21 protein-coding genes and 3 pseudogenes are annotated in these 22,365 nt (G+C 69.5%); 5 read left to right on the top strand and 19 right to left on the bottom strand.

The window, feature by feature from the left end; all coding sequences use genetic code 11:
• Window positions 1-320: 320 nt before the first annotated feature.
• Window positions 321-426 (bottom strand): annotated as a pseudogene (locus tag BLW82_RS43130) (transposase); the annotation flags it as partial.
• 5 nt (window positions 427-431) lie between these two features.
• Here BLW82_RS43130 and BLW82_RS07320 point away from each other — a divergent pair.
• Window positions 432-791, top strand: a complete 360-nt coding sequence (locus BLW82_RS07320) for a PIN domain-containing protein (RefSeq protein WP_256215690.1) — start codon at window positions 432-434, stop codon at window positions 789-791.
• Window positions 792-843: 52 nt separating this feature from the next.
• Here the strand turns inward: BLW82_RS07320 and BLW82_RS07315 are convergent, their stop codons facing one another.
• The gene (locus BLW82_RS07315; protein ID WP_143063648.1) at window positions 844-2,139 is read right to left on the bottom strand and encodes a DUF2207 domain-containing protein; all 1,296 of its coding nucleotides are present in this window, start codon (window positions 2,137-2,139) and stop codon (window positions 844-846) included.
• A gap of 34 nt (window positions 2,140-2,173) precedes the next feature.
• Here BLW82_RS07315 and BLW82_RS45215 point away from each other — a divergent pair.
• Together BLW82_RS45215 and BLW82_RS07310 are read left to right on the top strand one after the other, a co-directional pair.
• Window positions 2,174-2,542 (top strand): annotated as a pseudogene (locus BLW82_RS45215) (ISKra4 family transposase); the annotation flags it as partial.
• A gap of 92 nt (window positions 2,543-2,634) precedes the next feature.
• Entirely contained in the window at window positions 2,635-3,264 is a 630-nt protein-coding gene (locus BLW82_RS07310) for a hypothetical protein (protein WP_256215689.1), read from the top strand.
• Window positions 3,265-3,776: 512 nt separating this feature from the next.
• On the opposite strand, the gene BLW82_RS07305 is transcribed toward BLW82_RS07310, so the two are convergent.
• Together BLW82_RS07305 and BLW82_RS44295 are read right to left on the bottom strand one after the other, a co-directional pair.
• Window positions 3,777-4,994, bottom strand: coding sequence for an IS110 family RNA-guided transposase (locus BLW82_RS07305; protein WP_093498040.1), 1,218 nt, complete (start codon window positions 4,992-4,994; stop codon window positions 3,777-3,779).
• 435 nt (window positions 4,995-5,429) lie between these two features.
• Window positions 5,430-5,570 carry a hypothetical protein gene (locus BLW82_RS44295; RefSeq protein ID WP_177232868.1) on the bottom strand — a complete coding sequence of 47 codons (141 nt, stop codon included), beginning with the start codon at window positions 5,568-5,570 and terminating at the stop codon, window positions 5,430-5,432.
• Between the two features lie 289 nt (window positions 5,571-5,859).
• Here BLW82_RS44295 and BLW82_RS07295 point away from each other — a divergent pair, with 289 nt between their 5' ends.
• Entirely contained in the window at window positions 5,860-6,243 is a 384-nt protein-coding gene (locus BLW82_RS07295) for a hypothetical protein (protein WP_093498038.1), read from the top strand.
• Between the two features lie 465 nt (window positions 6,244-6,708).
• Here BLW82_RS07295 and BLW82_RS07290 read toward each other — a convergent pair whose 3' ends face one another.
• The gene (locus BLW82_RS07290; protein ID WP_093498037.1) at window positions 6,709-7,113 is read right to left on the bottom strand and encodes a winged helix-turn-helix transcriptional regulator; all 405 of its coding nucleotides are present in this window, start codon (window positions 7,111-7,113) and stop codon (window positions 6,709-6,711) included.
• 153 nt (window positions 7,114-7,266) lie between these two features.
• Between BLW82_RS07290 and BLW82_RS07285 the strand changes: the two genes are divergently transcribed.
• Entirely contained in the window at window positions 7,267-8,127 is an 861-nt protein-coding gene (locus BLW82_RS07285) for an SDR family oxidoreductase (protein WP_177232867.1), read from the top strand.
• Window positions 8,128-8,158: 31 nt separating this feature from the next.
• On the opposite strand, the pseudogene BLW82_RS45205 reads toward BLW82_RS07285, so the two are convergent.
• The 14 genes and pseudogenes from BLW82_RS45205 to BLW82_RS07215 form a co-directional block, all read right to left on the bottom strand.
• Window positions 8,159-8,317, bottom strand: a pseudogene (locus BLW82_RS45205) (IS630 family transposase); the annotation flags it as partial.
• A 598-nt stretch (window positions 8,318-8,915) separates the two neighbouring features.
• Window positions 8,916-9,425: a hypothetical protein gene (locus BLW82_RS44290; protein ID WP_177232866.1), complete on the bottom strand. Its 510-nt coding sequence runs from the start codon at window positions 9,423-9,425 to the stop codon at window positions 8,916-8,918.
• The gene (locus BLW82_RS07270) at window positions 9,422-10,003 is read right to left on the bottom strand and encodes a SigE family RNA polymerase sigma factor (RefSeq protein WP_177232865.1); all 582 of its coding nucleotides are present in this window, start codon (window positions 10,001-10,003) and stop codon (window positions 9,422-9,424) included. Before BLW82_RS07270 ends, BLW82_RS44290 begins: the two co-directional genes overlap by 4 nt.
• Window positions 10,004-11,349: 1,346 nt before the next feature.
• Entirely contained in the window at window positions 11,350-12,111 is a 762-nt protein-coding gene (locus tag BLW82_RS07265; RefSeq protein WP_093498036.1) for a hypothetical protein, read from the bottom strand.
• Between the two features lie 34 nt (window positions 12,112-12,145).
• Window positions 12,146-12,619: a hypothetical protein gene (locus BLW82_RS07260; RefSeq protein ID WP_093498035.1), complete on the bottom strand. Its 474-nt coding sequence runs from the start codon at window positions 12,617-12,619 to the stop codon at window positions 12,146-12,148.
• An 11-nt stretch (window positions 12,620-12,630) separates the two neighbouring features.
• Window positions 12,631-13,905, bottom strand: coding sequence for an MCE family protein (locus BLW82_RS07255; RefSeq protein ID WP_093498034.1), 1,275 nt, complete (start codon window positions 13,903-13,905; stop codon window positions 12,631-12,633).
• Window positions 13,902-15,185, bottom strand: coding sequence for an MCE family protein (locus BLW82_RS07250; protein ID WP_093498033.1), 1,284 nt, complete (start codon window positions 15,183-15,185; stop codon window positions 13,902-13,904). Before BLW82_RS07250 ends, BLW82_RS07255 begins: the two co-directional genes overlap by 4 nt.
• On the bottom strand, window positions 15,182-16,291 hold the full coding sequence (locus BLW82_RS07245) for an MCE family protein (protein WP_256215688.1): 1,110 nt from the start codon (window positions 16,289-16,291) through the stop codon (window positions 15,182-15,184). Before BLW82_RS07245 ends, BLW82_RS07250 begins: the two co-directional genes overlap by 4 nt.
• A complete protein-coding gene (locus BLW82_RS07240; RefSeq protein WP_093507901.1) occupies window positions 16,288-17,289 on the bottom strand; it encodes an MCE family protein in 1,002 nt (333 codons plus the stop codon). The genes BLW82_RS07245 and BLW82_RS07240 overlap by 4 nt, the downstream gene beginning before the upstream one ends.
• A gap of 242 nt (window positions 17,290-17,531) precedes the next feature.
• A complete protein-coding gene (locus BLW82_RS07235) occupies window positions 17,532-18,572 on the bottom strand; it encodes an MCE family protein (protein ID WP_093498032.1) in 1,041 nt (346 codons plus the stop codon).
• Window positions 18,569-19,819, bottom strand: coding sequence for an MCE family protein (locus BLW82_RS07230; protein ID WP_093498031.1), 1,251 nt, complete (start codon window positions 19,817-19,819; stop codon window positions 18,569-18,571). The genes BLW82_RS07235 and BLW82_RS07230 overlap by 4 nt, the downstream gene beginning before the upstream one ends.
• Window positions 19,820-19,824: 5 nt before the next feature.
• Entirely contained in the window at window positions 19,825-20,640 is an 816-nt protein-coding gene (locus BLW82_RS07225) for an MlaE family ABC transporter permease (protein WP_093498030.1), read from the bottom strand.
• Window positions 20,641-20,643: 3 nt separating this feature from the next.
• Window positions 20,644-21,414 (bottom strand): MlaE family ABC transporter permease, encoded by a 771-nt coding sequence (locus BLW82_RS07220; RefSeq protein WP_093498029.1) that lies wholly within the window; start codon window positions 21,412-21,414, stop codon window positions 20,644-20,646.
• Window positions 21,411-22,349, bottom strand: a complete 939-nt coding sequence (locus tag BLW82_RS07215; protein ID WP_093498028.1) for an ABC transporter ATP-binding protein — start codon at window positions 22,347-22,349, stop codon at window positions 21,411-21,413. The genes BLW82_RS07220 and BLW82_RS07215 overlap by 4 nt, the downstream gene beginning before the upstream one ends.
• Window positions 22,350-22,365 lie beyond the last annotated feature (16 nt).

The following is a 22,365-nucleotide window of genomic DNA, read 5'->3' as shown; positions in this document are numbered from 1 at the left end:
CGCCGTCTCGTGCGGCATCAGGATCGGAGGCCTGGGGGAGGAGCACCGTCCGTGCATCTGCCAATCGAGCGACCAGGTTCTCCTCCCCTCCTGCTCCACCTCGGCGCTCCGCGCCCGGACCGCGGCATCTGCGGCCAGTGCGGCGGGCAGCCGAGTGTTCTGCCAAGATCGGGCAGCCGGCAGTTGAGCGAACTGGGCTCGCCGGCCTGGGCGGGAACGAGACGTCAAGCGAGGCCGGCCGCCCCGGCTCGCCTTCTCCGACAACGCCGCACCGAACTCCACGACGCCCTCGTCTCCCTCGCTTGCGGACTCATCTGCGCGGTGCAAATGGTCGAGAACTCCAGCTTGTTGCCAGCGGCCCAGACGCCGCCAGCAGGTCTGCCTGGAGCCGAATCCCAGCTCCGGTGGCAGGAGTTGCCAGGCTATGTCCTGTGTGCCTTGAGCAGTGTCCTGATCTTCAGCAGGGTGCGGTGCATGGCAGTCCGACTGCTGTCGAACAGCATGGCGCGGCGTCGTTGCGGTTCGCGGAGAACGTGCCGTTCACCGCGGCGCACGCGGTGAATGCGATGGAGTGGGCGCGCGTGGACAGGCCGGTGGCGCATGCGTCGGGGATCGCCTGGCAGGCCGTGAAGGCGGGAGACCCGCTCACGGTCCTGTCACTGGAACCCGAACTGTATTCAGGCACCGGCATCACTCCGCTGAACCCCACCTGGCCTGGCCTGAAGGCCGTTCCACCTCGGGTTCGAGCCCTGAGCGGAGACTCCGGCAGCATGATCAGGACAACGTGTTAATGATCTGCAAGCCCTTAGCGGCTGAGCGCGTGCCGGAGAGCGGATCTGATCGTCAGTCGGTCCGCGAAACGGCCTCGACCACGTTGATCTGATGGATCTTGCGCCGACGCGGGCTGCAGTGGACATCGACGACGTCCCCTACCCGGAACCGGTCCTTGAGCTCCGGGTTCGCTGCGCGTGAGAACATCGGCCGTCTCCACTGGTCGACCTCGAAGGACCAGGCTCTCCGCGTCGCGGGGTCCTCGATGGAGCAGCAGTAGTGCGTGACATCCGTGTGCGGGTCGTCGTGGTGAGTGTCGTAGTCCCAGCGTGAGATGACGGCACCGCGAAAGCTCGACTCGTCGGGAACCGCCAGGACCCTCCGGCGGGCCGGCAGCCACAGGCCCCACAGCAGTACGCCGGTGAGCACCGGAGCGGTGTCCCATTCCCAGCCGAACGGCGGGCACGCGGTCAGGGTCACCACGACCACGGCGACGAAGGCGGCGCACACGGTCACGGCCAGCACCACGAACTGCCACAGGTGTCCCCAGCGCGGGGTATCCAGCGGCCCGGCGTCCACGACGTGCCACGATCTGCCGTACGAGGACCAGATCCGCTGCGGCTTGCGTACGGGAAGCGCCGATTCGGGCCCAGCCGCTCCCACCTGGCGTTTGGGCAGCCGATGCTCTCCAGCGTGGTCGTGGGTCCGCCACTCGCGCGCGGCCTGCCGTCCGGCGGCCGTCAACCTGGGCCCGGATTCGAGCGGGACGTCTGACAGCCACACCAGCCCCAACAGGCTGAGCACGAGGACCACTTTGAGAATGATCCGCATCCACTCGGGACTGAACGAAACGCCCGCCCACAGGGCGCCGAACCAGGCCGCGAGGGCCGCACCCCGATACAGCAGCGTCACGTACTTGTTCCGGGCCGGCCGTATGAGGCCAAGAGCAGTCGCCTCGTTGCGGATACTGTTCTGAAAGCCGCGCCACCATACCCAGAACTCGTCGCCGTCGCCCGGCCCGAGGGCGCCTATCGGCACGCGGTCGACACCGCTTCGGCAGCGCCGGCGGATCCGTTCGACCACCAGTTCCTCGACGGGCCGCAGCGGTGCCGAGTCGGCGGTCTGCGGGACGATCCGTACGGTCACCGTACCGTCGGCTTTCTCTTCACCCTGGAGTCGGCCCGTGCGGACCATTTCCAGGGCGGTGGTCTCGATGCCCTTCGGAGTTGTCTCCCCTTCTCCCATAAGCAGGTTCACCACACCCGCGGTCAGCATTCGATATTTCATACGCCCCCCAGAAATGTGACCGAGACGACTGTAGATGCTCTTGGGGATCACCGCATCGGGGAAATCACGCAGCCGAGGCATCGTCGAAGCTGATGTCCGAGCTGAGAGGTGTTAAGTCACCACGATCCTCCACGGCCAGGCCGCCCGCCCCGCGACCGAGATCACCTCAGGCCGATCGGACAGGGCTGCGCGGAACCCGGCGCGAGGCAGCCGACGCCTGCGTCCGCTACCTCACGGCCACCTCGACCACCTCCGCTACGACACCACGCTCACCGCGGGCTGGCCCATCGCCACCGGTCCGATCGAAGGCGCCTGCCGCCACTTGATCGGCGTCCGCCTCCACATCACCGGCAGCCGCTGGGGCCTGGACGGCGCCGAAGCCGTCCTCCAACTCCGCGCTCTCATCGACAACGGCGACTTCGACGCCTACCGGCGATACCACCTCGCACGCGAGCACGAACCCCTCCACCCACCCCCGAAGTAGCCGACACTCCCGCCCCACCTGCAGATCTCCCGAGGCACTTCCGCCTGCGGGCGCACCTTCAGACGGGCCTGCCAGGCCGATAGCGTGTGGTCGTGACGGACCATTCCTATGACGCGGCCGACATCGAGGTACTCGAGTTCGATGCCGCCGTGCGCAGACGCCCGGGTATGTACTTCGGGGTGGGATCCGGAAATCCGAAGCTGCCGGCCAACTTGCTCTGCGCGGTGGGCCGCCATGTGCTTCATCCAGCGGCAAACGTTGCCCGGGAGCACACACTGCGTGGTCTTCTCGAGATCACCAGCGACAGCAGCTTCACGATATCCATGGACCAGCCGCACGCCTGGCATGACCCCGGTGCTCCCGTCCTCGGATACTTCGGCTCCCTCCTTGGGCCCGAGTGGTGGCTATTGGCCGCTGCTGCCACGCTGTCCGGGCAGATGACTGTTGAGATGTGGTGCGCAGGGCGCGGGTTGCGCCAAGTCCACACCGGCATCCGGCCTCGCACCGCCCCCCAAGCGTTTCATCCACCACAAGGCAGCGGCACGAGCGTGAGCTTCGCCTTCGACCCGGCATATGTCGGGCCGCATTTCGTTCTCCCCGCGGGACTTGAGGACCTTGACCTGCACGGTCCGCACTGCTCGGAGCCAGCGGGCCCGGGCCACGTCCTGTTGAGGGACGTCCGCCGCGGACGAGCAGTACAGGAGGAAGTCTTGCACCGCTGACTTGATCGCCTGATCAGGGACGTCCCTCAAGGGGAACTACACCCGTCTCCAGGCGCTGTCCGGGCGCGGCGGCTGGCGGCGTTGGGACCGCATCCAGGAGTGCCTGGTGGCGCACCACGAGATGTTCACCGCTGCCCTGTTGAAATAGCGGGCTCAGCGGGTGCGTGGATCTCTGCGGCGATTCAGCTGCGCGGGCGCGCTGTCGCCCTCCTGCGCACCAACGGGACCAGCGTCTCGGCCAGGCCACCGGCGAGACTCCGTCAGGTCGGGGCCCCGTTGCTGTTGAACCGCCTGCGCAGGTGCGCAGTTGAGGGGCTTCGCCGAGGGGGCACCAGGCATGTCAGAGGGGTTGGCCCAGTGGGGGCCAGAGCTCTTCATGACGCGGGAACGGGAGCTACGTCGCGGCCTGGCACCGGAGAACGACGTGGGAGGGACATCGCGCACGGGGGGGTGCCTCTATGTCTTTCGTCAAGGCACTCAGGTTCGGTTTGGGGTGGTTTGGCTTGTGGGGGTCATGCGGCGAGTTCGATGTCCTCAGCAGTGCGTGGTTCGTAGAAGGTGCCGTCTCGGAGCATGGCGAACAGGACGCTGATGCGTTGGCGGGCCAGGCGGAGGAGGGCCTGGGTGTGGGTTTTGCCGCGGGCTCGTTGCTTGTCGTAGTAGGTGCGGGAGACGGGATCGGCGTTCATGCAGGCGAAGGCGGAGAGGAACATTGCCCGTTTGAGCTGCCGGTTTCCGCTTCGGGGTGCGTGTTCGCCGTGGATCGAGGTCCCGGACGACTTCGTGGCCGGGGCCAGGCCGGCGTAGGAGGCGAGGTGGGCGGCGGTGGGGAAGCTGGTGCCGTCGCCGACGGTGACCAGCAGGACGGCGGCGGTCCTGACGCCGACGCCGGGCATCGACGTCAGGACCGGGGAAAGAGGGTGGGCCTCCAGCAGGGCGTTGATCTGGGCTTCCAGGGCCCGGCGCTGGGTGTGGACGGCGGCGAGCGAGGCGGCCAGGGAGGGCACGACGATGTCGAGGGTGCCGGTGCCGGGCACGACGACGGTCTGTTCGTCGAGCGCGTCGAAGACGTCGTCGATCAGCCGCTGGGCCATGCGCGGCGCCTTGGGCCGGATCAGGTCCACGAGTCTGCGGCGTCCGGCCTTTCGCAAGGCGGCCGGGGAGCCGTAGCGCTCCAGGAGCCAGGTGACGGCCTGGTGGTCGAGACGAGGGCCGAGGACGCGTTCGAGGCTGGGGTGGAACTGGGTGAGCAGGCCGCGTATCCGGTTGGACGTGCGGGTGGCCTCGGCGGCGAGGTCCTGGTCGAAGCCGACGAGGACGGTGAGTTCGGCGGTGATCTCGTCGGTCAGTTCCAGCGAGCGCAGGGTGTGGGGCATCGTCCGGGCAGCGTCGGCGATGACCGCCGCGTCCTTCGCGTCGGTCTTGGCCTCACCCGGGTAGAGATCGGCGATCCGGCGCATGGCGAGTCCGGGCAGGTAGGCGACCTGGCAGCCTGCGTCGCGGGCAACGGTCAGCGGGAGGGCGCCGATGGAGGCGGGCTGGTCCACGATCACCAGCACGGTGCCGAACTTCGAGGTCAGCTTGTCGAAGACGGCCCGCAGTTTTGGCTCGCTGTTGGGCAGCTGCTTGTCGAAGACCTTCTTCCCGGCCGGGGTCAGCCCGTGACCGTGATGGCTGCTCTTGCCGACGTCCAGGCCGAGGAACACGCCCACGTCTTCGGTGTCGAACATCGCGCCTTTCCCAGGGTGTTGACGGTGCCGGCCTCGGCTTCGGTGTCGTACGCGCGCATCCACGTTATGCAGACCTGCCGCTCGCGAGTTGTCCGGCATTGCGCCGAACCGGGCGGTGGCCGGACCTCTCATCAGCGTCTCCGACGGCACCTCCCGGGCCCGGTGACACCACCCCCCAGGTCATCCGTTCGACAGGGGGACACAGTCATGCCGGGCCCGGAGGCCAGCGGCCCCGTTGCGGAACCGCGGAAAACATAACGGGGGGGGGCGAGCCCTGCCTGCTGACCCTTCTGCGGCTGTCGGTGCGCAGGCACTCGAGCACCGGTCTCACCAGTGGGTGGTTCCCGAGGGCGCTTGCCCGCCCGCACCGGCCACCTCGTCCGCGCGGCTGAGCTGGCGTACACGATCAGTGACGACCTCAAGCAGGGTACGGAACTACTGGAGCTGGTGCAGGCCGCGGCGGGCGCGGGAGACCTGGGCAGCGCTCAGGCGCTGGCCGAGTCGATTCCCCTCCGGCAGGTGCGGGACCAGGCACTGGTCGCCCTCGTGCCGACGTGGGCCCGTGCCGGTGAGCATGACCGGGCCGTCTCTCTGGCGGAGAGGATCCGCTACCCGCACAACTGTGGGTGGGTCTGGGCCCTGTTGGCGAAGGCTGTGACGGACAGCGGCGACATCGATGAGGCGCTCAGGTTCGCCGCTCGCGCCGACGACGTGGTGAGTTCTTACGCCGACGGGACGGAACAGGTGCCCGCCCTCCTGGTGGAGGTGGCCGTCGCCAGCGGCGACCATGACCGGGCCGCCGCACTTGCCGACCGCGTGGAGGACCTCACCCGCGCCCCCAACTCGACAGGGTGGTCCGAGCCTGTTGACACAGCAGCAGTGCATCGCGCAACTCGGCTTCGCCGCCGTTCTTCAAGGCGAGCGCACTCGCTCCGTCCCCCTGCTCGAACAGGCCCTGGCGACGTCCGAGGCCCAAGGAAACTCGTGGCACCAGTGCTACCTGCTTTGGGCCCTTGCCGTCGACCAAGGTGAAGCCGGGGCGCCCGAGACCGCCCTGCGGCTCCTCCACCGTGCGCTCCGGCACACCAGGAAGATCGACGAGTACCTGGGAGAAGCAATACTCAGCGAAACTCTGGCCTGGCTGCTCTCCTCCTATGGCGACGCACGCTCGGCAGCGGTCCTGCTGGGAACCGTGGGCCGCGTGTGCGCCCGTCCGGCACTCCTCGGCTCTTCGGGTTCGCCCTCCTGACCGCCCACCGGGAACGCGGTCTCGAAAATGCCCGTAGCTCACTCGGCGACATCGAGTACACCCGTGCGTACCAGGAAGGCCAACGCCTCGGTCTGCGCCAGGTCCTGGAGAAGACACTCCGGGAAAACGAGTTTTTCCGCCAAGGCGCTTTCCCAGCGACGGCACATGGCGATGACTCCAGAACAGAACAGGACGCACAAGAGTGAGCTGGCGGTTACGCCCCCTGAGGGACGATGGCGCCCGTCCGCCTGAGCCAGACGTCGCCCGTTCGGTTGACGTGTCTTGGAGTGCCGAAAGCGCGGACCGAGGCGGAAGCGGCTGAGGCCCGGGTTCCCAGTCATTCCCGCCGCCAGTTACGTTACTGAGGTTGAACTCGTGATGTCGCCGGGTTGCTCGGGTGAGTCTGGTTGTCGGGCCGGTCTTGGCGAGGCAGCCGCTTATGACCAGAACGCCGGCCGCCGCCGATTACCGGGTGCGCTCAGTGCGGCAGTCGTACTCTTCGCGGGCGGTGATGACTTCTTCGATGTGCAGCACGGACCATTCCGTGAGCGCCTTCAGCGGTTCCCGCAGCGTCTGGCCGAGCGGGGTCAGCTCATACTCCACGTGCGGCGGCACCTCTGGGTAGACGGTCCGGCTGACCAGCCCGTCGCGTTCGAGGGTGCGCAGCGTCTGGGTGAGCATCTTCTCGCTCACGCCCGCCAGCGCCTGCCGGAGCTGGCCGAACCGGGAGGTCCCGTTCCGGCCGAGTTCGCCCAGCACGAGGACCGCCCACTTGCTGCCGATCTGGTCGAGCAGGTCCCTCGACGGGCAGCCGCGCTCGTACGGATCGAATGACGGTGTGGGCTCGGTCATGTTTTCGACAGCGGCCATAGGGCTCACCTCATTGCTATCGGTCCGGTAAGTACCCTACCAAGAAGTGGCTACTACCCAGCAGAGAGTGTCCAGGTCAGTGTGTGTTCCATCCGGCCGCGGACGGACCGCGGCAGGCGTGCGAGGCACGCCCGGAAGGAAGGGCTGACCATCATGTCGATCGTCGTCACCGGAGCCACCGGCCAGCTGGGCAGGCTCACCGTCGAGGCACTGCTGCGGCACGGGACCCCGGCCGCGGACATCATCGCGACCGGCCGGGACATCGCGAGGATCAAGGACCTGGCCGACCGGGGCATCACGGTACGCCGCGCCGACTTCGCGGACACCGACGGCCTGGCCGAGGCATTCGCGGGGGCGGACAGGCTGCTGCTGGTCTCGGCCTCGGTCCCCGTGGGCGAGCGGGTCGCCAACCACCGCCGCGTGATCGACGCCGCAGTGTCAGCAGGCGTGTCGCTGGTGGCGTACACGAGCACGACGCACGCGAACACGGCCACCACCGTCATCGGCGCCACGCACGGCGAGACGGAGGAGTATCTGCGGGACCGCGGAATCCCCAGCGTGCTGCTGCGCAACAGCTGGTACTTGGAGAACTACACCAGCCAACTGCCGCAGATCCTGCAGAACGGCGCCGTCGTCGGCGCCGCTGGCGAGGGGCGGATCAGCGCCGCGTCCCGCGCCGACTACGCCGAGGCCGCAGCGGTCGTCCTCACCACCGAAGGCCACACCGGCGCCGTGTACGAGCTCGGCGGCGACGAATCCTTCACCCTCACCGAGCTCGCCTCCGCGATCTCCGCTGCGGCCGGAAAGCAGGTTACCTACGCTGACCTCCCGGAGACCGACTTCGCCCAGGCACTGGCCGCCGCGGGCCTGCCCGCCGAGCTGGCGGAGGTTCTCGCCGACGCTGACCGCGGCATGACCCGCGGCGAGATGTACACCGACTCTGGCGACTTGCGCCGCCTGATGGGCCGTCCGCCCGTGACCCTGGCCGAGGCACTCGCGGTCGCCCTGCATTAATGAGGTTGAAATCGTGATGTGGCCGGGTTGGTCAGCTGGGTCTGATTGGCAGGCCGGTCTCGGCGAGGCAGCCGTCTATGAGTTCGCTGCGGTACTGGATGTGCCGGAGGCCGCGCCGGATGCGCTGGACGAGGAGTTCGGGGGTGCTGAAGGCGACGTTGGAGAGCCAGCCGCGTCGCAGGAGAGACCAGGTCGGCGGGCAGGCCGTCCATGCCGGTGTCGGGGCAGTGGTGGCGAATCAGCAGCCGGCCTGCGGCTCCGGGTGTGCCGACGGGCCGCGGAGCCACCGCAAGTATGCCGCCGATGGCGTCTTTTCAGGGCCTGCTGTCAGGTCGCGGCGTCAGGGTGCCCGACGTTCGCGTCCTCCTGATGCTGTTGGTAGACGACCCCGGCGGCCTACGACCGGGCCGCTTCGGCCGCGGTGTCTGCCAACTCCTTGCGCACCTGCTCGGCGTGTTCTTCCCGCACCCCACGGCGCTCTGTCAGCCACACCATCAGGTTCTGGGCCGTGCCCCCTCCTTTCGCGGGCCCATCGTCACGGCCCTGCATGCACGGTAGGGAGTCCGGTGCGCAGCGTGCAGGAGATCCGAGGAGGAACGCCCTCAGGCGGGGACGCGCGGCGGCCGGCTGCAGAGCGGACCTGCTCGACGGACCAGTGCGGGTGATCGGCACGGAGGCACATCGTGCAGGGGCGGACACGTGGTGGAATGCGGGGGGTGGTGGCCCCGGTTCCGACGGGGCCACCACCCCCTGTTCTGCTCTGTCCGGTCAGGCCGGTTCGGCCAGGGTCAGCGGTAGCAGGTGGTCACGAGGACCGTGTCACCCGGGTGGACGACCGTCGGGGCATGCGGCGACAGCGCGACCACCGCGTCCTCCTGCTTCTTGCAGTCGGACATCCGGACCCGGGTGAACTCGGGCGTGAGGCGGAAATGGACAAGCGCCACCCTGGCCCTCGCCGCGCTCACGCCGGCCAGCTGCTCCCTGGCGGTCGTGCCGTCGCTGGTGCGGACAAGCAAGGTGGTGCTGTCGGCGGTGGTGCTGTCGGCGGCGGTCTGCGCCGAGGTGTGCGAACCGCTGCCGGCGACGCCGGCGGCCAGGGCGGTGCCTGCGCCGCAGGCCACGACCAGGGCGGTGGCGATGCCCGCGATGGCGGTGGCTCGCCTGCGGCGAGCCCCACGCTCGATGACGGCCGTGTCGAAGTGCGGCGTCTCGGCGGTGTTCACGAAGTCGTTCATAGCGTTCACCAGTTCCTGCTCGAAGAGTGTGCAGCCGGAAGGCTGCGAATCGCGTGATCTCATCGGGTTCCTTCCGTGGGCTGCCGTGGTGAAGGGCTGGAGAGTGCGGGGAACTGGCCTCTGAGCTTGTCGATGCCGCGAGCGAGCTGGGACCGCACGGTGCCTGGTGAGATCTTCAGGTCGGCCGCGATCTCGTCATCCGACAGGTCGTGGAAGTACCGCAGTACCACGACCGTCCGCATGCGAATCGGCAGACCCTGGAGAGCCCGGACCAGTTGGTCCCTCGTGTCCACCTGCCCGTACTGGTCCCCGGGGGCGGCACGGTCGCCGCCGTCCTGGTGCGGGACCGTGCGGCGGAACCTCCGCCACCGGTCGTTGACCAGGTTCACCATGATCCGCCGCACGTAGGCCTCCGGAGCGTCCTTGGCGGCGATGGTGCGCCACTTGCGGCAGGCCCGCTCCAGGGTCTCCTGGACCAGGTCCTCCGCGGTCTCGCGGTTTCCCGTCAAGACGAGGGCCCCGCGGAACAGTACGGCCGACCGGGCGACGACGAAGTCGTGGAAGTCGTACTCCGACTCCGACTCCGCCGGTCCGGGCCCACTGATTCCGATACGGACATCGCGCTCGGTTGCCAGGTCCACATCCCCATCCCTTCCTGTCACCCCTCCTCGACGGGAAAGCGGTCCCGTGTGCTGCACGCATATCGTGAGACCTGGGTCACAGCGCCGGACCGCCAGAAGGAACGGGCCCGGCCGGGCGACCGCTGCGGACCATGTTCGAGGCGGAAATGGACGCCGCCCGTGTCCCGCTTGCGGGCTCGCCCGGCCCGTCGTGGGGGAGTGTCCATTCAACGGCCCTGGCTCACATCCGGTGGTGACGTTAAGTAGCCGTCATGGCTGACAGTAAGCACCGCCAGTCCAGCATGGGTGAAGCGACTGTCGGCACCGTTCACGCCTAGCTCGACGACGCGTCTGCGACTGCTCTCCCCGGAGCTCGGATCGGACCTGGCGCACTAACGGTGACGCTCTGTCACCACCGAATGTGAGACAGGGCCCACTCAACGGCGCGCGCCGTTGAATGGACACACTGAGGTTCCTCTGCTGTGCGGGGGTGGCTGACTAGCTGGTCAGGGCAGGTTGAGGTGGTTTCTCAGCGGACCGCCAGATGACCTCCCTGGCACGATCACGCTCGTGACATGCGCGAGCAGCCCGACCGCCCGTCACGCCAGAGCCGTTGACCTGCGCGAAGCGCGATGGAACGTCCTCAATGGCGGCGGGGTGTCCCTGCGCCAGTGGCTTACAGACATCCGGGACATCGCCATTCATCGAGATCCGCGCAGCTGAGCCCAAACCGCCTCTGTGACGTGCGCGGTCTGCCGATTCGAGGGTGCGGCGGGCTTACCGTTGCTCGACAGCCGGCGGCGGTGCGTCGAGTTCGTGGCGCCGCGTGCGCCGATACGGCGTCAGAGGCCGAGCCTCCCTTGCGCGACCACGACCGTATCGTCAGTGGTCGACTCGCCCCTCGGACACATCATTGCCCCCTGGGTCCCGTTTCACGGGCGGGGCAGACCGACACCCGCCTCCGGCTTCCGGCCGGGCGCGGGTGTTCTGTCGTCTCGGCAGGCCTTTGGCTTCCCGCCTTATGCGCTTGCGTGTGCCGCTGCGGCGCCGGTCGGCCGATGGCGATCCTTTCTCCTCTCTCCTCGTGGGGTGTCTGCGGTCAGGGTCCGGGAGGTCGGGTCGAAGATCGTGCTGGAACGCCAACTCGGCAAGGCGAGAGCACGGTTCGCCCCGGGCGACCGGGCGTTCCTGGCCGCGCTGCTGGGCCGTCTCCCGCGTGGCGTGCAGCGCCGGGTGCGGCTGCTGGTGCGCCCCGATACGGTGCGGCGGTGGCACTCGACGGCAGCCAGGCCAGTTACAGCGGCTGTCATCGCGGCGGCCGTGGCAGCACCGCCGTACCACCGGTCGATCCCGTCCGCGCACCGCGGTCAGAGGGCGTCGACGCCGCTCACCTTCCAACCGTCGGAGGTGCGGGTGAGCGTCATACGCACCCGGTTCAGGTCCAGCCGGGGCTCCGGGACCTGGGTGCTGCTGGTGACCTGGTTGACGAAGAGCAGGACGACGGCCCGGTCCGGTGTGGCCGACACGACGGAGACCGCCGGGGCGCCGCCGTCGGCGGGTGTGGCGACGGTCGCCTTCACCACGCCGTGGTACTTCGTCGCGGTCGGGGCGACCACCGCCTTCGTGGTCTTGCCGTACTGGTCGCGGAAGTGCCCGGTCAGCAGGGCGCGGGCCCGGGAGAAGTCCGGGTCCAGGTGCCGGTAGTCGTACGACAGCACGACCGGCGCCGCCTGCCGAGCGGCCGCGAGGGCCTCGCCGCGGGCCTGTTCCGCCTGCCGCCCCTGCCGGTACTGCCACCCGAGTACGGCGGCCGCGACCAGGGCCGCCACGAGGACGACGCCCAGCACCGCGGTGAGCACGCTCCGCCCGGCCTTGCGCGGGGGCGCGCCGTCCTCCGGCTGCTCCCCCTCGGACGGCTCGGACGACTCGGGCGCCTCGGGCTCCGGCGGGTCCTCCCAGCCGTTCGCCGGGGGCTCGACGAGCAGGGTGCGCCCGGAGGACGGCTGTTCTTCCTGGCCGGCACCGTGCTCGGGGCGCGCGGGCCGTCCGGCGCGCTTGGCTGCCGCGCGGGCGGCCGCGGTCATGGTGCGGCGGGCCGGTGAGCCGGTGCGGGAGGTCGGGTTCGCCATGGTGTCTCTTCTCATCGATGGCCTCACGGGCGGGTCAGCCCACGAACGCGACGTCGGAGGTCAGCCAGCGGCCGTCCACGCGCGCGAGGTCGAGCTGGAGCCGGTAGGTGCGCGCCTGCCCCTCGGGCGCGGCGCTGTTGGTCACCTTGCTGTCGGCCACGACCAGGACCCGGGCCGAGCGCGCGTCGGACCGCACGATGCCCGCGTCCAGGACCTGTCCCTCGGACACCGACTTGTTCTGCGCAACCAGTTTCGTCAGCTGTGCGGTCTGCGCGGCGAACTCCTTCTTGAACTGGCCGGTGGCGCCCTTCAGCACATTGCCGCTGTCCCGGTCGTAGTGCCGGTAGTCGAGCGAGGTGAAGTTCAGCGCCGACTGGCGGGCCGCCGCCAGGATGTCCTGACGGCGCTGTTCCGCCGCGCGCTGGTCGGACAGCTTCAGGCCCAGCCAGACACACAGCACGGTCGTCAGCACGGTCGCGGCGACGAGCCCCGCCGACAGCAGCCTCATGCGTCCGCCTCTCATGCCATCGGTCCCACGAGCAGCCATTGCCACGACTCCTTTCCGAACACGGTCTGTTCCCCGCCCGTCGAGCCGATCTCGAAGGGCGATCCGTCCGGGCCGGTCACGGTGCCGGTCTCCGGGTCGTACGGGGCCACGAACGCGCTCTGGCCGGCGCCGTACCGGCCCGTCGTCGCGCCGGGCGCGTTCTGCGCTCCGCGCACCGAGGTCCTGCCGCCGCGCGGCACCGTGCAGCGCGCGTCGGTGTTCGCCGGGCGCTTGCCGGTGTCGGCGGGGTCGCGCCGCTGGGTGCCGTAGCCCTGGGTGCATGCGGGAGGGTCGTCGGCGTTCACGGTCATCCCGAAGTGGGTGGTGCCGTCGCCGGGGATGACCGTGTAGCTGCCCGCGACCGTGAGCGGGAGTGTGACCAGGGCCTGTTCGACGCCGGGGAGCCGGGCCAGGGTGATCTGGCCGCCGCTGATGAGGTTGGCCAGCAGGACCGGCACCTGCGGCCGGGTGGACTTCAGCAGGGAGTCCAACTGCTGGGCGGCGGGCGCGGTGTTGTCGATGAGCCTGCGCAGATCGCCGTCGCTCGACTTCAGCTGCTCGGTGAGCGTGGCCAGGTCGCGGGAGAACGACTTGATGGCCGAGCCCTGGTCGGCCTGGGTCTTGAGCACCTTCCGCGAGTCCTCGATCAGCGAGACCGTCTGGGGGAGCGACTCGGACGCCGACTCCACCAGCGCGTTGCCGGAGTCCACCAGCCGGCTCAGGTTCGGTCCGGTGCCGGCGAAGGCCTTGCCCAACTCGTCCACGGTGACCCGCAGATCGTCCTTGCCGACCGAGTTGACCAGCCGGTCGAGGCTGAGGACCAGGTCGGTGACCGGCAGCGGGGTCCGGGTGCGGCTGCGCGGGATCGGGCTGCCGTCCATGAGGTACGGCCCGCCCGACCGCCGTGGCTGGAGGTCGACGTACTGCTCGCCCACCGCCGAACGGTCGGCGACCACCGCGAGTGTGTCGGCGGGGATCCTCGGGGCGCCGTCCTCGATCTTCAGCGCCACCGAGACCCCGGACCCGGTCAGCCGCAGTTCGCCCACGCGGCCCACCGGCACGCCCCGGTAGGTGACCTCGGCGCCGGGGAAGACGCCCCCGGACTCGGCGAAGTCGGCGCGCACGGTGTAGCCGCGGTGCAGGACGTCGTCCACCAGGCCCGTGTACCGGGCGCCGACGTAGGACACCCCGAGGGCGGTGACGGTGGCGAAGGCGAGCAACTGGGCCCTGACCGTACGTGTGATCACGGCAGTATCCCCTTCAGCATCAGCTCGGCGAGGCCGAGATCGACCCCCGGCGGGAGGCGACGCGAGCCGTCCCCGGTGCCGTACGCGGCCGTGCACACCGGCGGGCACAGCAGGGTGCTGCCGTCGGAGGGCACGGCGGGCACGGAGGGCGCGGGGGGCACGGGGGGCACGGACGGGATGCCCGGCAGGGACGGGACGGACGGGAGAGGGGTGGGAGTGGGGACAACGGGAAGATGCGGTGTCCCGGGGGCCGGGGACTTCCCGCCGTTGCCCGGCTTGCCGGTGACGTTGCCGTACAGGTCCGCCAGGTCGAGGTCGGCGGTGATCCCGAGGTTGACGTAGTCGCCCTTGACGGCGTCCGTCGCGTTGCGCGGGAACGGGTAAGTGGTCAGGAGCTCAAGGGAGTCGGGCAGGTCGTCGCCCGCCTTGTTCAGCTGCTGCAGGATGGGCTGGAGCTTCTTCAGGTTGGCGACGGTGTCGTCGTGGGAGGCGTTCACCACCCTGGTGCCGGTCTTGCCGAGTGCCGAGAGGGCGGTGAGCATCTTCGTCAGGTCCTTGCGCTGGTCGGCGAGGGCCTTCAGGGCGGGCGGAATGGTGTCGACGGCCAGCGCGATCGTCTTCTTCTCGTCCTTCAGCCGCTTCGCCAGCCGGTCGACGCCCTTGAGCGCGCGCACGATCTCCGCCCGCTGGTCGTCGAGGCCGCCGAGGAACGTGTCGAGTTGCTTCAGCAGGGACCTGACCCGGTCCTCGCGGCCGTTGAGGGCCTTGTTCAGCTCGACGGTGATCGTCTTCAGCTGGGCCACCCCGCCGCCGTTGAGCAGCGCGGACAGGGCCGACAGCACCTCCTCGACCTCCGGGTTGCGGCCGCTGCGGGACAGCGGGATGCGGTCGCCGTCGTGGAGCCGTCCGACGGGCCGCGTGCCGGTCGGCGCGGACAGGGCGACGTACTTCTCGCCGAGCATGCTGGTCTGCCTCAGATCGGCGACGGCGTTGCCGGGCAGCTTCACCGAGTCGGCGATGCGCAGCCGTACCCGCGCGTGCCAGTCGTCCAGTTCCACCCTCTCCACCGCGCCGACGGTGACGTTGTTGACCTTGACCGCCGACTGCGGCACCAGATCCAGGACGTCCCGGAAGTCGACGGTGACGTGGTAGGCGTGACCGTCCGAGGCGGCGCCGCCGGGGAGCGGAACGTCGTACCAGCCGTTGAACTCGCAGCCGGTCAGCAGCAGCGACCCGACCGCCGCCCAGGCGGCCACCCGCCCCTTGCGCTGCACGCTCATGCCGGTGCCCCCAGAATCCCGCCGAGGGTCTTGTCGACCGTGCCCGTCGACGCCGGGGCCGACGGAACCTCGGGCAGGGAGTCGAAGAGCTTCTTCAGCCCGGCACAGTTGTCGTGGTCGTCGCCGGTCGTCTTCAGGATCGAGCAGAGAACGGAGGACGGATCCTGCGAGGTCTGCGCGTTGTTGCGGGTGTCGAGGGTGCCGGCGGCGGGGTCGTAGGCGTTCTGCAGGTTCGACAGGCCCGTGGGGGCGACGGTCAACAGCTCCTCCAGAGCGTCCCGTTGGGTGACGAGGACCTTGGTGACCTTGGCCAGGCCCTGCACGTCCGAGGTCAGCGCCTTCTTGTTGCCCTTCACGAAGCCGGACACGTCGCCGAGTGCGGCGGCCAGGTACTTCAGCGCGGCCGCGAGATCCCTGCGCTCCCCGGCGAGTTGCCCGGCCACGTCCGCGAGGTCGGTGTCGAACGACCGCACGCTGGTGTCGTCCGCCGCCAGTGCGGCCGTGAACACCTGAAGGTTCCGCACGGTCCCGAACAGGTCTCCCCGGCCGTCGGACAGCGTGGTGACCGCCTGGGACAGGTCCTCCACCGTCTGGTTGAGGTTCTCGCCCTGCCCTTGGAGGTTGTCCGCGCTCACCCCGAGCAGCCGGGACAGCGCCCCCTTCTTGTTGGCACCGTTCGGGCCGAGTGCCTCGGCGGTGGTGTGCAGACTGTCGAAGATCCGGTCCAGCTCGACGGGGACGGCCGTACGGGACTCGGGGATGACGCCTCCGTCCCGCAGCACCGCGCCCTTGCGGTACACCGGCAGCAGCTGCACGTAACGGTCGCTGACCACCGAGGAGTTGATGATGGCGGCCTGTGCGTCGGCGGGGACCTTGCGGCTCCGGTCGTATTCCAGTTCCACCCGTACCCGGTCGCCCTCCGGCGTGATCTTCTTGACCTCGCCGATGCGGACGCCGAGGACGCGGACGTCGGAGCCGGGGTAGATGCCGACGGTGCGCGGGAAGTACGCCGTGACGCGGACGGGGGCGGGGCCCGGCCAGAGGACGACGGCGAGGCCGATGACGATCGCGAGCGCGGTGAACAGGGCCAGGAGTCTGCGGGTCATCGGGTGCCTCCCGTCCGTGGCGTGACCGGGGCGGCGACCAGGTTCTGGATGTAGGAGTCGAACCATCGGCCGTTGCCGAGGGTGTTGGTGAAGAGCCGTACGTAGGGGGCGAGGAGCTGGAGGCTGCGGTCGAGGCTTGCCTGGTTGCGTTCGAGCATCGTCACGAAGGTGTTGAGGTTCTTCAGCGCGGGCCCGATCTCCTTGCCGTTGTCGTCGACCAGGCCGGACAGCTCGATGCCGAGCAGCGCGGAGCTCTTGAGCAGCTTGTGGATCGCCGCACGCCGCTCGTCGATCTCCTTGAACAGAGCGTCACCGTCCTTCACCAGCGCGGAGAAGTCCTTCGTGTGACCGGCCAGCACCTTGGTGACTCCGTTCGCATGGTCGAGGAGCCCCCGCAGCGCCTGGTCACGGGCGGCGACGGTCCGGGAGATCCGCGACAGCCCCTTGATCGACGCCCGCACCTCCTCGGGGGAGTCCTGGAAGGTGACGGAGATCGTGTCCAGTGCCTTCGCGAGCCGGTCCGTGTCGATCTCCTCGGTGGTGGTCGTCAGGTCACTGAAGGCCTGGACGACGTCGTACGCCGACACGGTCCGCCGGATCGGGATCTCCCGGCCCGGCCTCAACTGGCCGGGCCCCTTCGGGTACAGGGCCAGGTACTTCGCGCCGAGGATCGTCTTGACACGGATCGACGCACCCGTGTCGGTACCGAATGCCGGACGACCCTTCACTTTGAAGGTCACCCTGACGTGATCGCCCTCCAGGTCGACGCCCTCGACCTTGCCGACCTTGACCCCGGCGATCCGTACCTCGTCGCCCGGCTTGAGCCCGCCGGCCTCGGAGAAGGCCGCGCTGTAGGTGTCGCCGCCGCCGATCAGCGGCAGGCTGTCGGCGTTGAAGGCGGCAACGGTGAGCAGCGCGAGGACGGTGAGGCCGACGGCACCCACGACAACCGGGTTCTGCTCGCGGAACGGCTTGAGGCGTGGGCGCCTGAGCCGGATCCTGGGCAGCTTGGGCGGCAGGACGCGGACTTTCACGAGGGGTTCGGGGCGGGGTTTGCGCTTGGGCAGCAGTCTGGGGAGTCTCGGCAGCCTGGGCGGCAGGACGCGGACTTTCACGAGGGGTTCGGGGCGGGGTTTGCGTTTCGGCAGCAGTCTGCGGAGTCTCGGCAGCCTGGGCGGCAGGACGCGTACCTTCACCAGCGGCTCGGGGCGGCGGACCTTGCGCCGCCTGATGCGCATGCTCATCCGCCGCACCTCGCCTGCGCCACGTGCAGCTCCGGGCTGATCACCTGCTTGGTCCTCGGCAGCACGATCCGGCCGTCGAAGTCGCAGAGGTAGAAGTTGAACCACGAGCCGTACGAGGCGGTCCCCGTCAGCTTGTCGAGCTTGTTCGGCAGCCGCTTCAGGACGCCCTCCACGGTGTTCTCGTTCTTGTTCAGCGTTCCGGCGAGATCGCCGAGCCCGGCGATGTCGTCCTTCAGTGGTGGACGCGCGTCCTTCAGCAGCCCCGACGTGACGTCCGTGAGGTCGCCGATGCTCACCAGCGACTCCCCGATGGGCTTGCGGTCGGCGGACAGCCCCGAGACCACCCGGCGCAGCTGCGTGAGCAGCCCGGAGAAGCGGGAGCCGCGCTTGTCGAGCGTCTCCAGGACGGTGTTGAGGTTGTCGATCACCGATCCGATCAGCTTGTCGCGGTCGGCGAGGGTGCTGGTGAGCGAGGCGGTGTGCGCGAGCAGGCTGTTCACCGTGCCGCCCTCGCCCTGGAGGGTCTGGACGATCTCGGTGGCCAGCTGGTTGACGTCGCTCGGGCTGAGCGCGGCGAACAGCGGCTTGAAGCCGTTCAGCAGGGCGTTGAGGTCCAGCGCCGGCTGGGTCCGGGACAACGGGATCGTGCCGCCCGGCCGCAGCCGCGCGGTGACGTCCCCCGCGCCCTCGGTGAGCGCGATGTACCGCTGCCCGACCAGGTTGCGGTAGCGGACGACCGCACGGGTCCCGGCGAGCAGCGGCCGGTCCGCGCTGACGGTGAACGTGACCTCCGCCAGGGTCCGGTCCTTGATCCGGATGCCGTCGACCTCCCCCACCCGCACTCCGGCCACCCGGATGTCGTCGCCGGTCTCCAGCCCGGTGACGTCGGTGAACACCGCGTGATAGGTGTCCTTGGGGGTGAAGGAGACGTTGACGATGGTGGCGGCGAGCAGCGCCGTCGCCGCGATCGTGACCAGCGCGAAGAGGCTGAACTTGACCAGCGGGGCGGCGGTCTGCCGGGCTCCTGACCTGCTCATGCGACACTCACCGCCGTTCCGCGCGCGAGCGGCCCGAACAGCAGGGTCGCGACGGGCGGCACCTGGTCCGCGGGGACGCCCATGACGGGGGCCACGAGCGAGCCGACGGCCCGCTGCTCGGCCCGGGTGGCGGACACGCCGACATCTCCGGGGAGGGCGCCGGCGCCGGAACCTCCGGCCGACGTACCGTCGTCGAGGTGCGGCTTCGGCCCGGGTACCCGCGGATGCGGCAGGCCGCGGCAGTTCGGACCGGACCGCTCGCCGTACACCGGCTCCTCACCGGGCCGGTACGCCCCCTGCGGCCGGACGACCTCAAGGGTGATCCGCATCTCGCCGCCCCGGAAGGCGTCCTCCGACGCCTTCTCCTGCCGGACCAGGCCCTGGAACAGGCACGGGTACTCGGGGGAGTAGTGGGCGAACAGCTCCAGCGTGGGGCGGGAGACCCGGCCCAGGGTGATCAGCCGGTCGCCGTTCTCGGACAGGAAGTCGTTCGCCGTGCCCGCCACGGAGGCGGTCGCGCGCAGAGCCGAGGCCAACCGGTCCCTCTTCTCGACGATCGTCCGGCTGGTGGTGACCGTGTTGCGCAGGATCCGCATCAGGTCGGGGGCGGCGTCGCCGTACACCTCGGCGACGTCCGCGAACCGTGTGATGTCCTCCTTGAGGGAGGGCATGTGCGGGTTGAGGCGGCGCAGATAGCCCTCGACCCGGACGAGGTTGTCGCCGATCCGGTCGCCGCGGCCCTCCAGAGCGGTGGCGAACGCCGAGAGCGTGGCGTTGAGTTCGCCCGGCTGGACCGTCCGCAGCAGCGGCAGCAGGTCGTTCATCAGCTGCTGTACCTCGATGCCGACCGTGGTGCGGTCCTGAGTGATGACGTCCCCGGCGCGGATGGGCCGGGCCGCCGACCCGGCGAGCGGCACGAGATCGACGTACTTCTCGCCGAAGAGTGTCTTGGGCAGCAGCCGCGCGTGTACGTCCGAGGGGATGTACGCGACGTACTCCGGCTTGAGCGCGATGTCGAGCGTGGCCTTCGTCCCGTCCGCGTGCGCCGCCCGGACCTCGCCGACGAGCAGCCCGCGCAGCTTGACGTCGGCGCGGGGCTCCAGCTGGTTGCCGAGCGCGTCGGCCTGCAGCGTGATGTGCACGACCGGCGTGAACGCCTGCTCGTAGACGGCCACGGCGAGCGACAGCAGCAGCGCGAGCACGGCGATGAACGCGACGCCGTACAACCTGAGTCTCCGTGCTCTCATCGGCCTCACCCCGCGATCCGTACGGTCGTGTTGGCGCCCCAGATCGCGAAGCTCAGGAAGAAGTCCAGGACGTTGATGGCGACGATCGAGGTCCGCACCGCACGGCCGACCGCGACGCCGACGCCCGCCGGGCCGCCGCTCGCGTGGTAGCCGTAGTAGCAGTGCACCAGGATGATCAGGACGGCGAAGACGATCACCTTGCCGAAGGACCAGAAGACGTCTACCGGCGGCAGGTACTGGTGGAAGTAGTGGTCGTAGGTGCCCGTCGACTGCCCGTAGTAACCGGTCGTGACGGTGCGGGCGGCGAGGTACGAGGACAACAGCCCGATCACGTACAGCGGGATCACCGCGACGAAGCCGGCGATCATTCGCGTCGTCACCAGGAACGGCAGCGACGGGACGCCCATCACCTCCAGCGCGTCGGTCTCCTCGCTGATCCGCATCGCACCGAGCTGCGCGGTGAACCCGGCGCCGACCGTCGCGGACAGGGCGAGTCCGGCCACCAGCGGGGCGATCTCCCGGGTGTTGAAGTACGCCGACAGGAACGCGACGAAGTTGGAGGTGCCGAGCTGGTTGAGGGCCGCGTAGCCCTGGAGGCCGACCTCGGTTCCGGTGAAGAAGGAGAGGAAGGCGATCACGCCGACCGTGCCGCCGACGACGGCGAGGGCGCCCCGGCCGAAGCTCACCTCGGCGAGCAGCCGCAGGATCTCCTTCTTGTAGCGGCGGACGGTGCGGCCCGTCCAGGCCAGTGAGCGCCCGTAGAAGGAGAGCTGGGATCCGAGCTCTTCGAGAGCGTCCAGTGGACGGCTGAGAAGTCGCATTGGCTAACCCCTCTGCGGGACGACCTGGAAGTACACCGCGGTCATCACGAAGTTGGTCACGAACAGCAACATGAAGGTGATCACGACCGACTGGTTGACCGCGTCGCCCACGCCCTTCGGGCCGCCCTGCGCGGTCAGCCCCTTGTAGGAGGCGACGATCGCGGCGATCGCCCCGAACACCAGCGCCTTCAGCTCGGCCGCCCACAGGTCGTCCAGCTGGGCGAGGGTGGTGAAGGAGGCCAGGTAGGCGCCGGGTGTGCCGTTCTGCAGGATGACGTTGAAGAAATAGCCGCCCGCGACGCCGACGACCGACACCAGACCGTTGAGCAGCACGGCCACCACCATCGAGGCCAGCACGCGCGGCACCACCAGCCGGTGGATCGGGTCGATGCCGAGCACCTGCATCGCGTCGATCTCGTCCCGGATCTTGCGCGCCCCGAGGTCCGCGCAGATCGCCGTGCCTCCCGCGCCCGCGATCAGCAGCGCCGTGACGATCGGCGAGGCCTCGCGCAGCACCGCGAGGACGGACGCGGCCCCGGAGAACGACTGGGCACCGAGCTGCCGGGTCAGGCTGCCGATCTGGAGCGCGATGACCGCGCCGAAGGGGATGGACACGAGGGCGGTGGGCAGGATCGTGACACTCGCGACGAACCACGCCTGCTGGATGAACTCCCTTGCCTGGAAAGGCCGTCTGGGCAGGGTCCGGACGACGTCCAGGGCCATCGCGAACAGGTTGCCCGAGTGCCGCAGCGCACCGGTGGGGGACAGGCTCATGCGTCGGCCACCTCCTTGCGCTGCAGCTCGGCCTCCCGTGTCGCGATCGCCTCCCAGCGGGGCGGTCGGGTGATGCCGGGGCCCGGCAGCAGGCGGGGGGTCAGGGGCCTGCTGCCGGGAGGACCGGTGGGTTCCTGGACCTGGGCGAGTTCCTGTTCGACCTGGGCCGCGTCCTTCTCCTCCGCCATGCCGATCGGCCCCTGCATCCGGCCGTTCAGGAACTGGCGGACGACGGGCTCGTCGCTGGTCAGCAGCTGTTCGCGGGGCCCGAACATCACCAGCTCGCGCCGGAACAACAGCCCGATGTTGTCGGGGACCTGGCGGGCGGAGGCGATGTCGTGGGTGACGATGAGGAAGGTCGCGTCGATCTGCGCGTTGAGGTCGACGATGAGCTGGTTGAGGTAGGCCACGCGCACCGGGTCGAGGCCGGAGTCCGGCTCGTCGAAGAGGATGATCTCCGGGTCCAGGACCAGCGCCCGGGCGAGCCCGGCGCGTTTGCGCATACCGCCGGAGATCTCGCCGGGCAGCTTGGCCTCGGCACCGAGCAGCCCGACCAGCTCCATCTTCTCGAGCACGATCCGGCGGATCTCGCTCTCCGACTTGCGGGTGTGCTCGTGCAGGGGGAAGGCGATGTTGTCGTACAGGTTCATCGAGCCGAACAGCGCGCCGTCCTGGAACAGCACGCCGAACAACTTCCGCACCTCGTACAGATCGTGCTCACGCAGTGTGGTGATGTCCCGCCCGGCCACCGTGACCGAGCCGCGGTCCGGCTTGAGCAGGCCGACGAGCGTCTTGAGGAACACCGACTTGCCCGTCCCGGACGGGCCGAGCATGACCGAGACCTCCCCGGCGGGCAGCGTCAGTGAGACGTCCTGCCAGATGACCTGGTGACCGAAGGACTTGGTCAGCCCTTCCACACAGATCTCGACACCCATCCGGTCCCGCCCTTCG

Source organism: Streptomyces sp. Ag109_O5-10, from assembly GCF_900105755.1.
Classification (GTDB): Bacteria; Actinomycetota; Actinomycetes; order Streptomycetales; family Streptomycetaceae; genus Streptomyces.
This window is presented reverse-complemented; position numbering and strand designations above follow the sequence as displayed.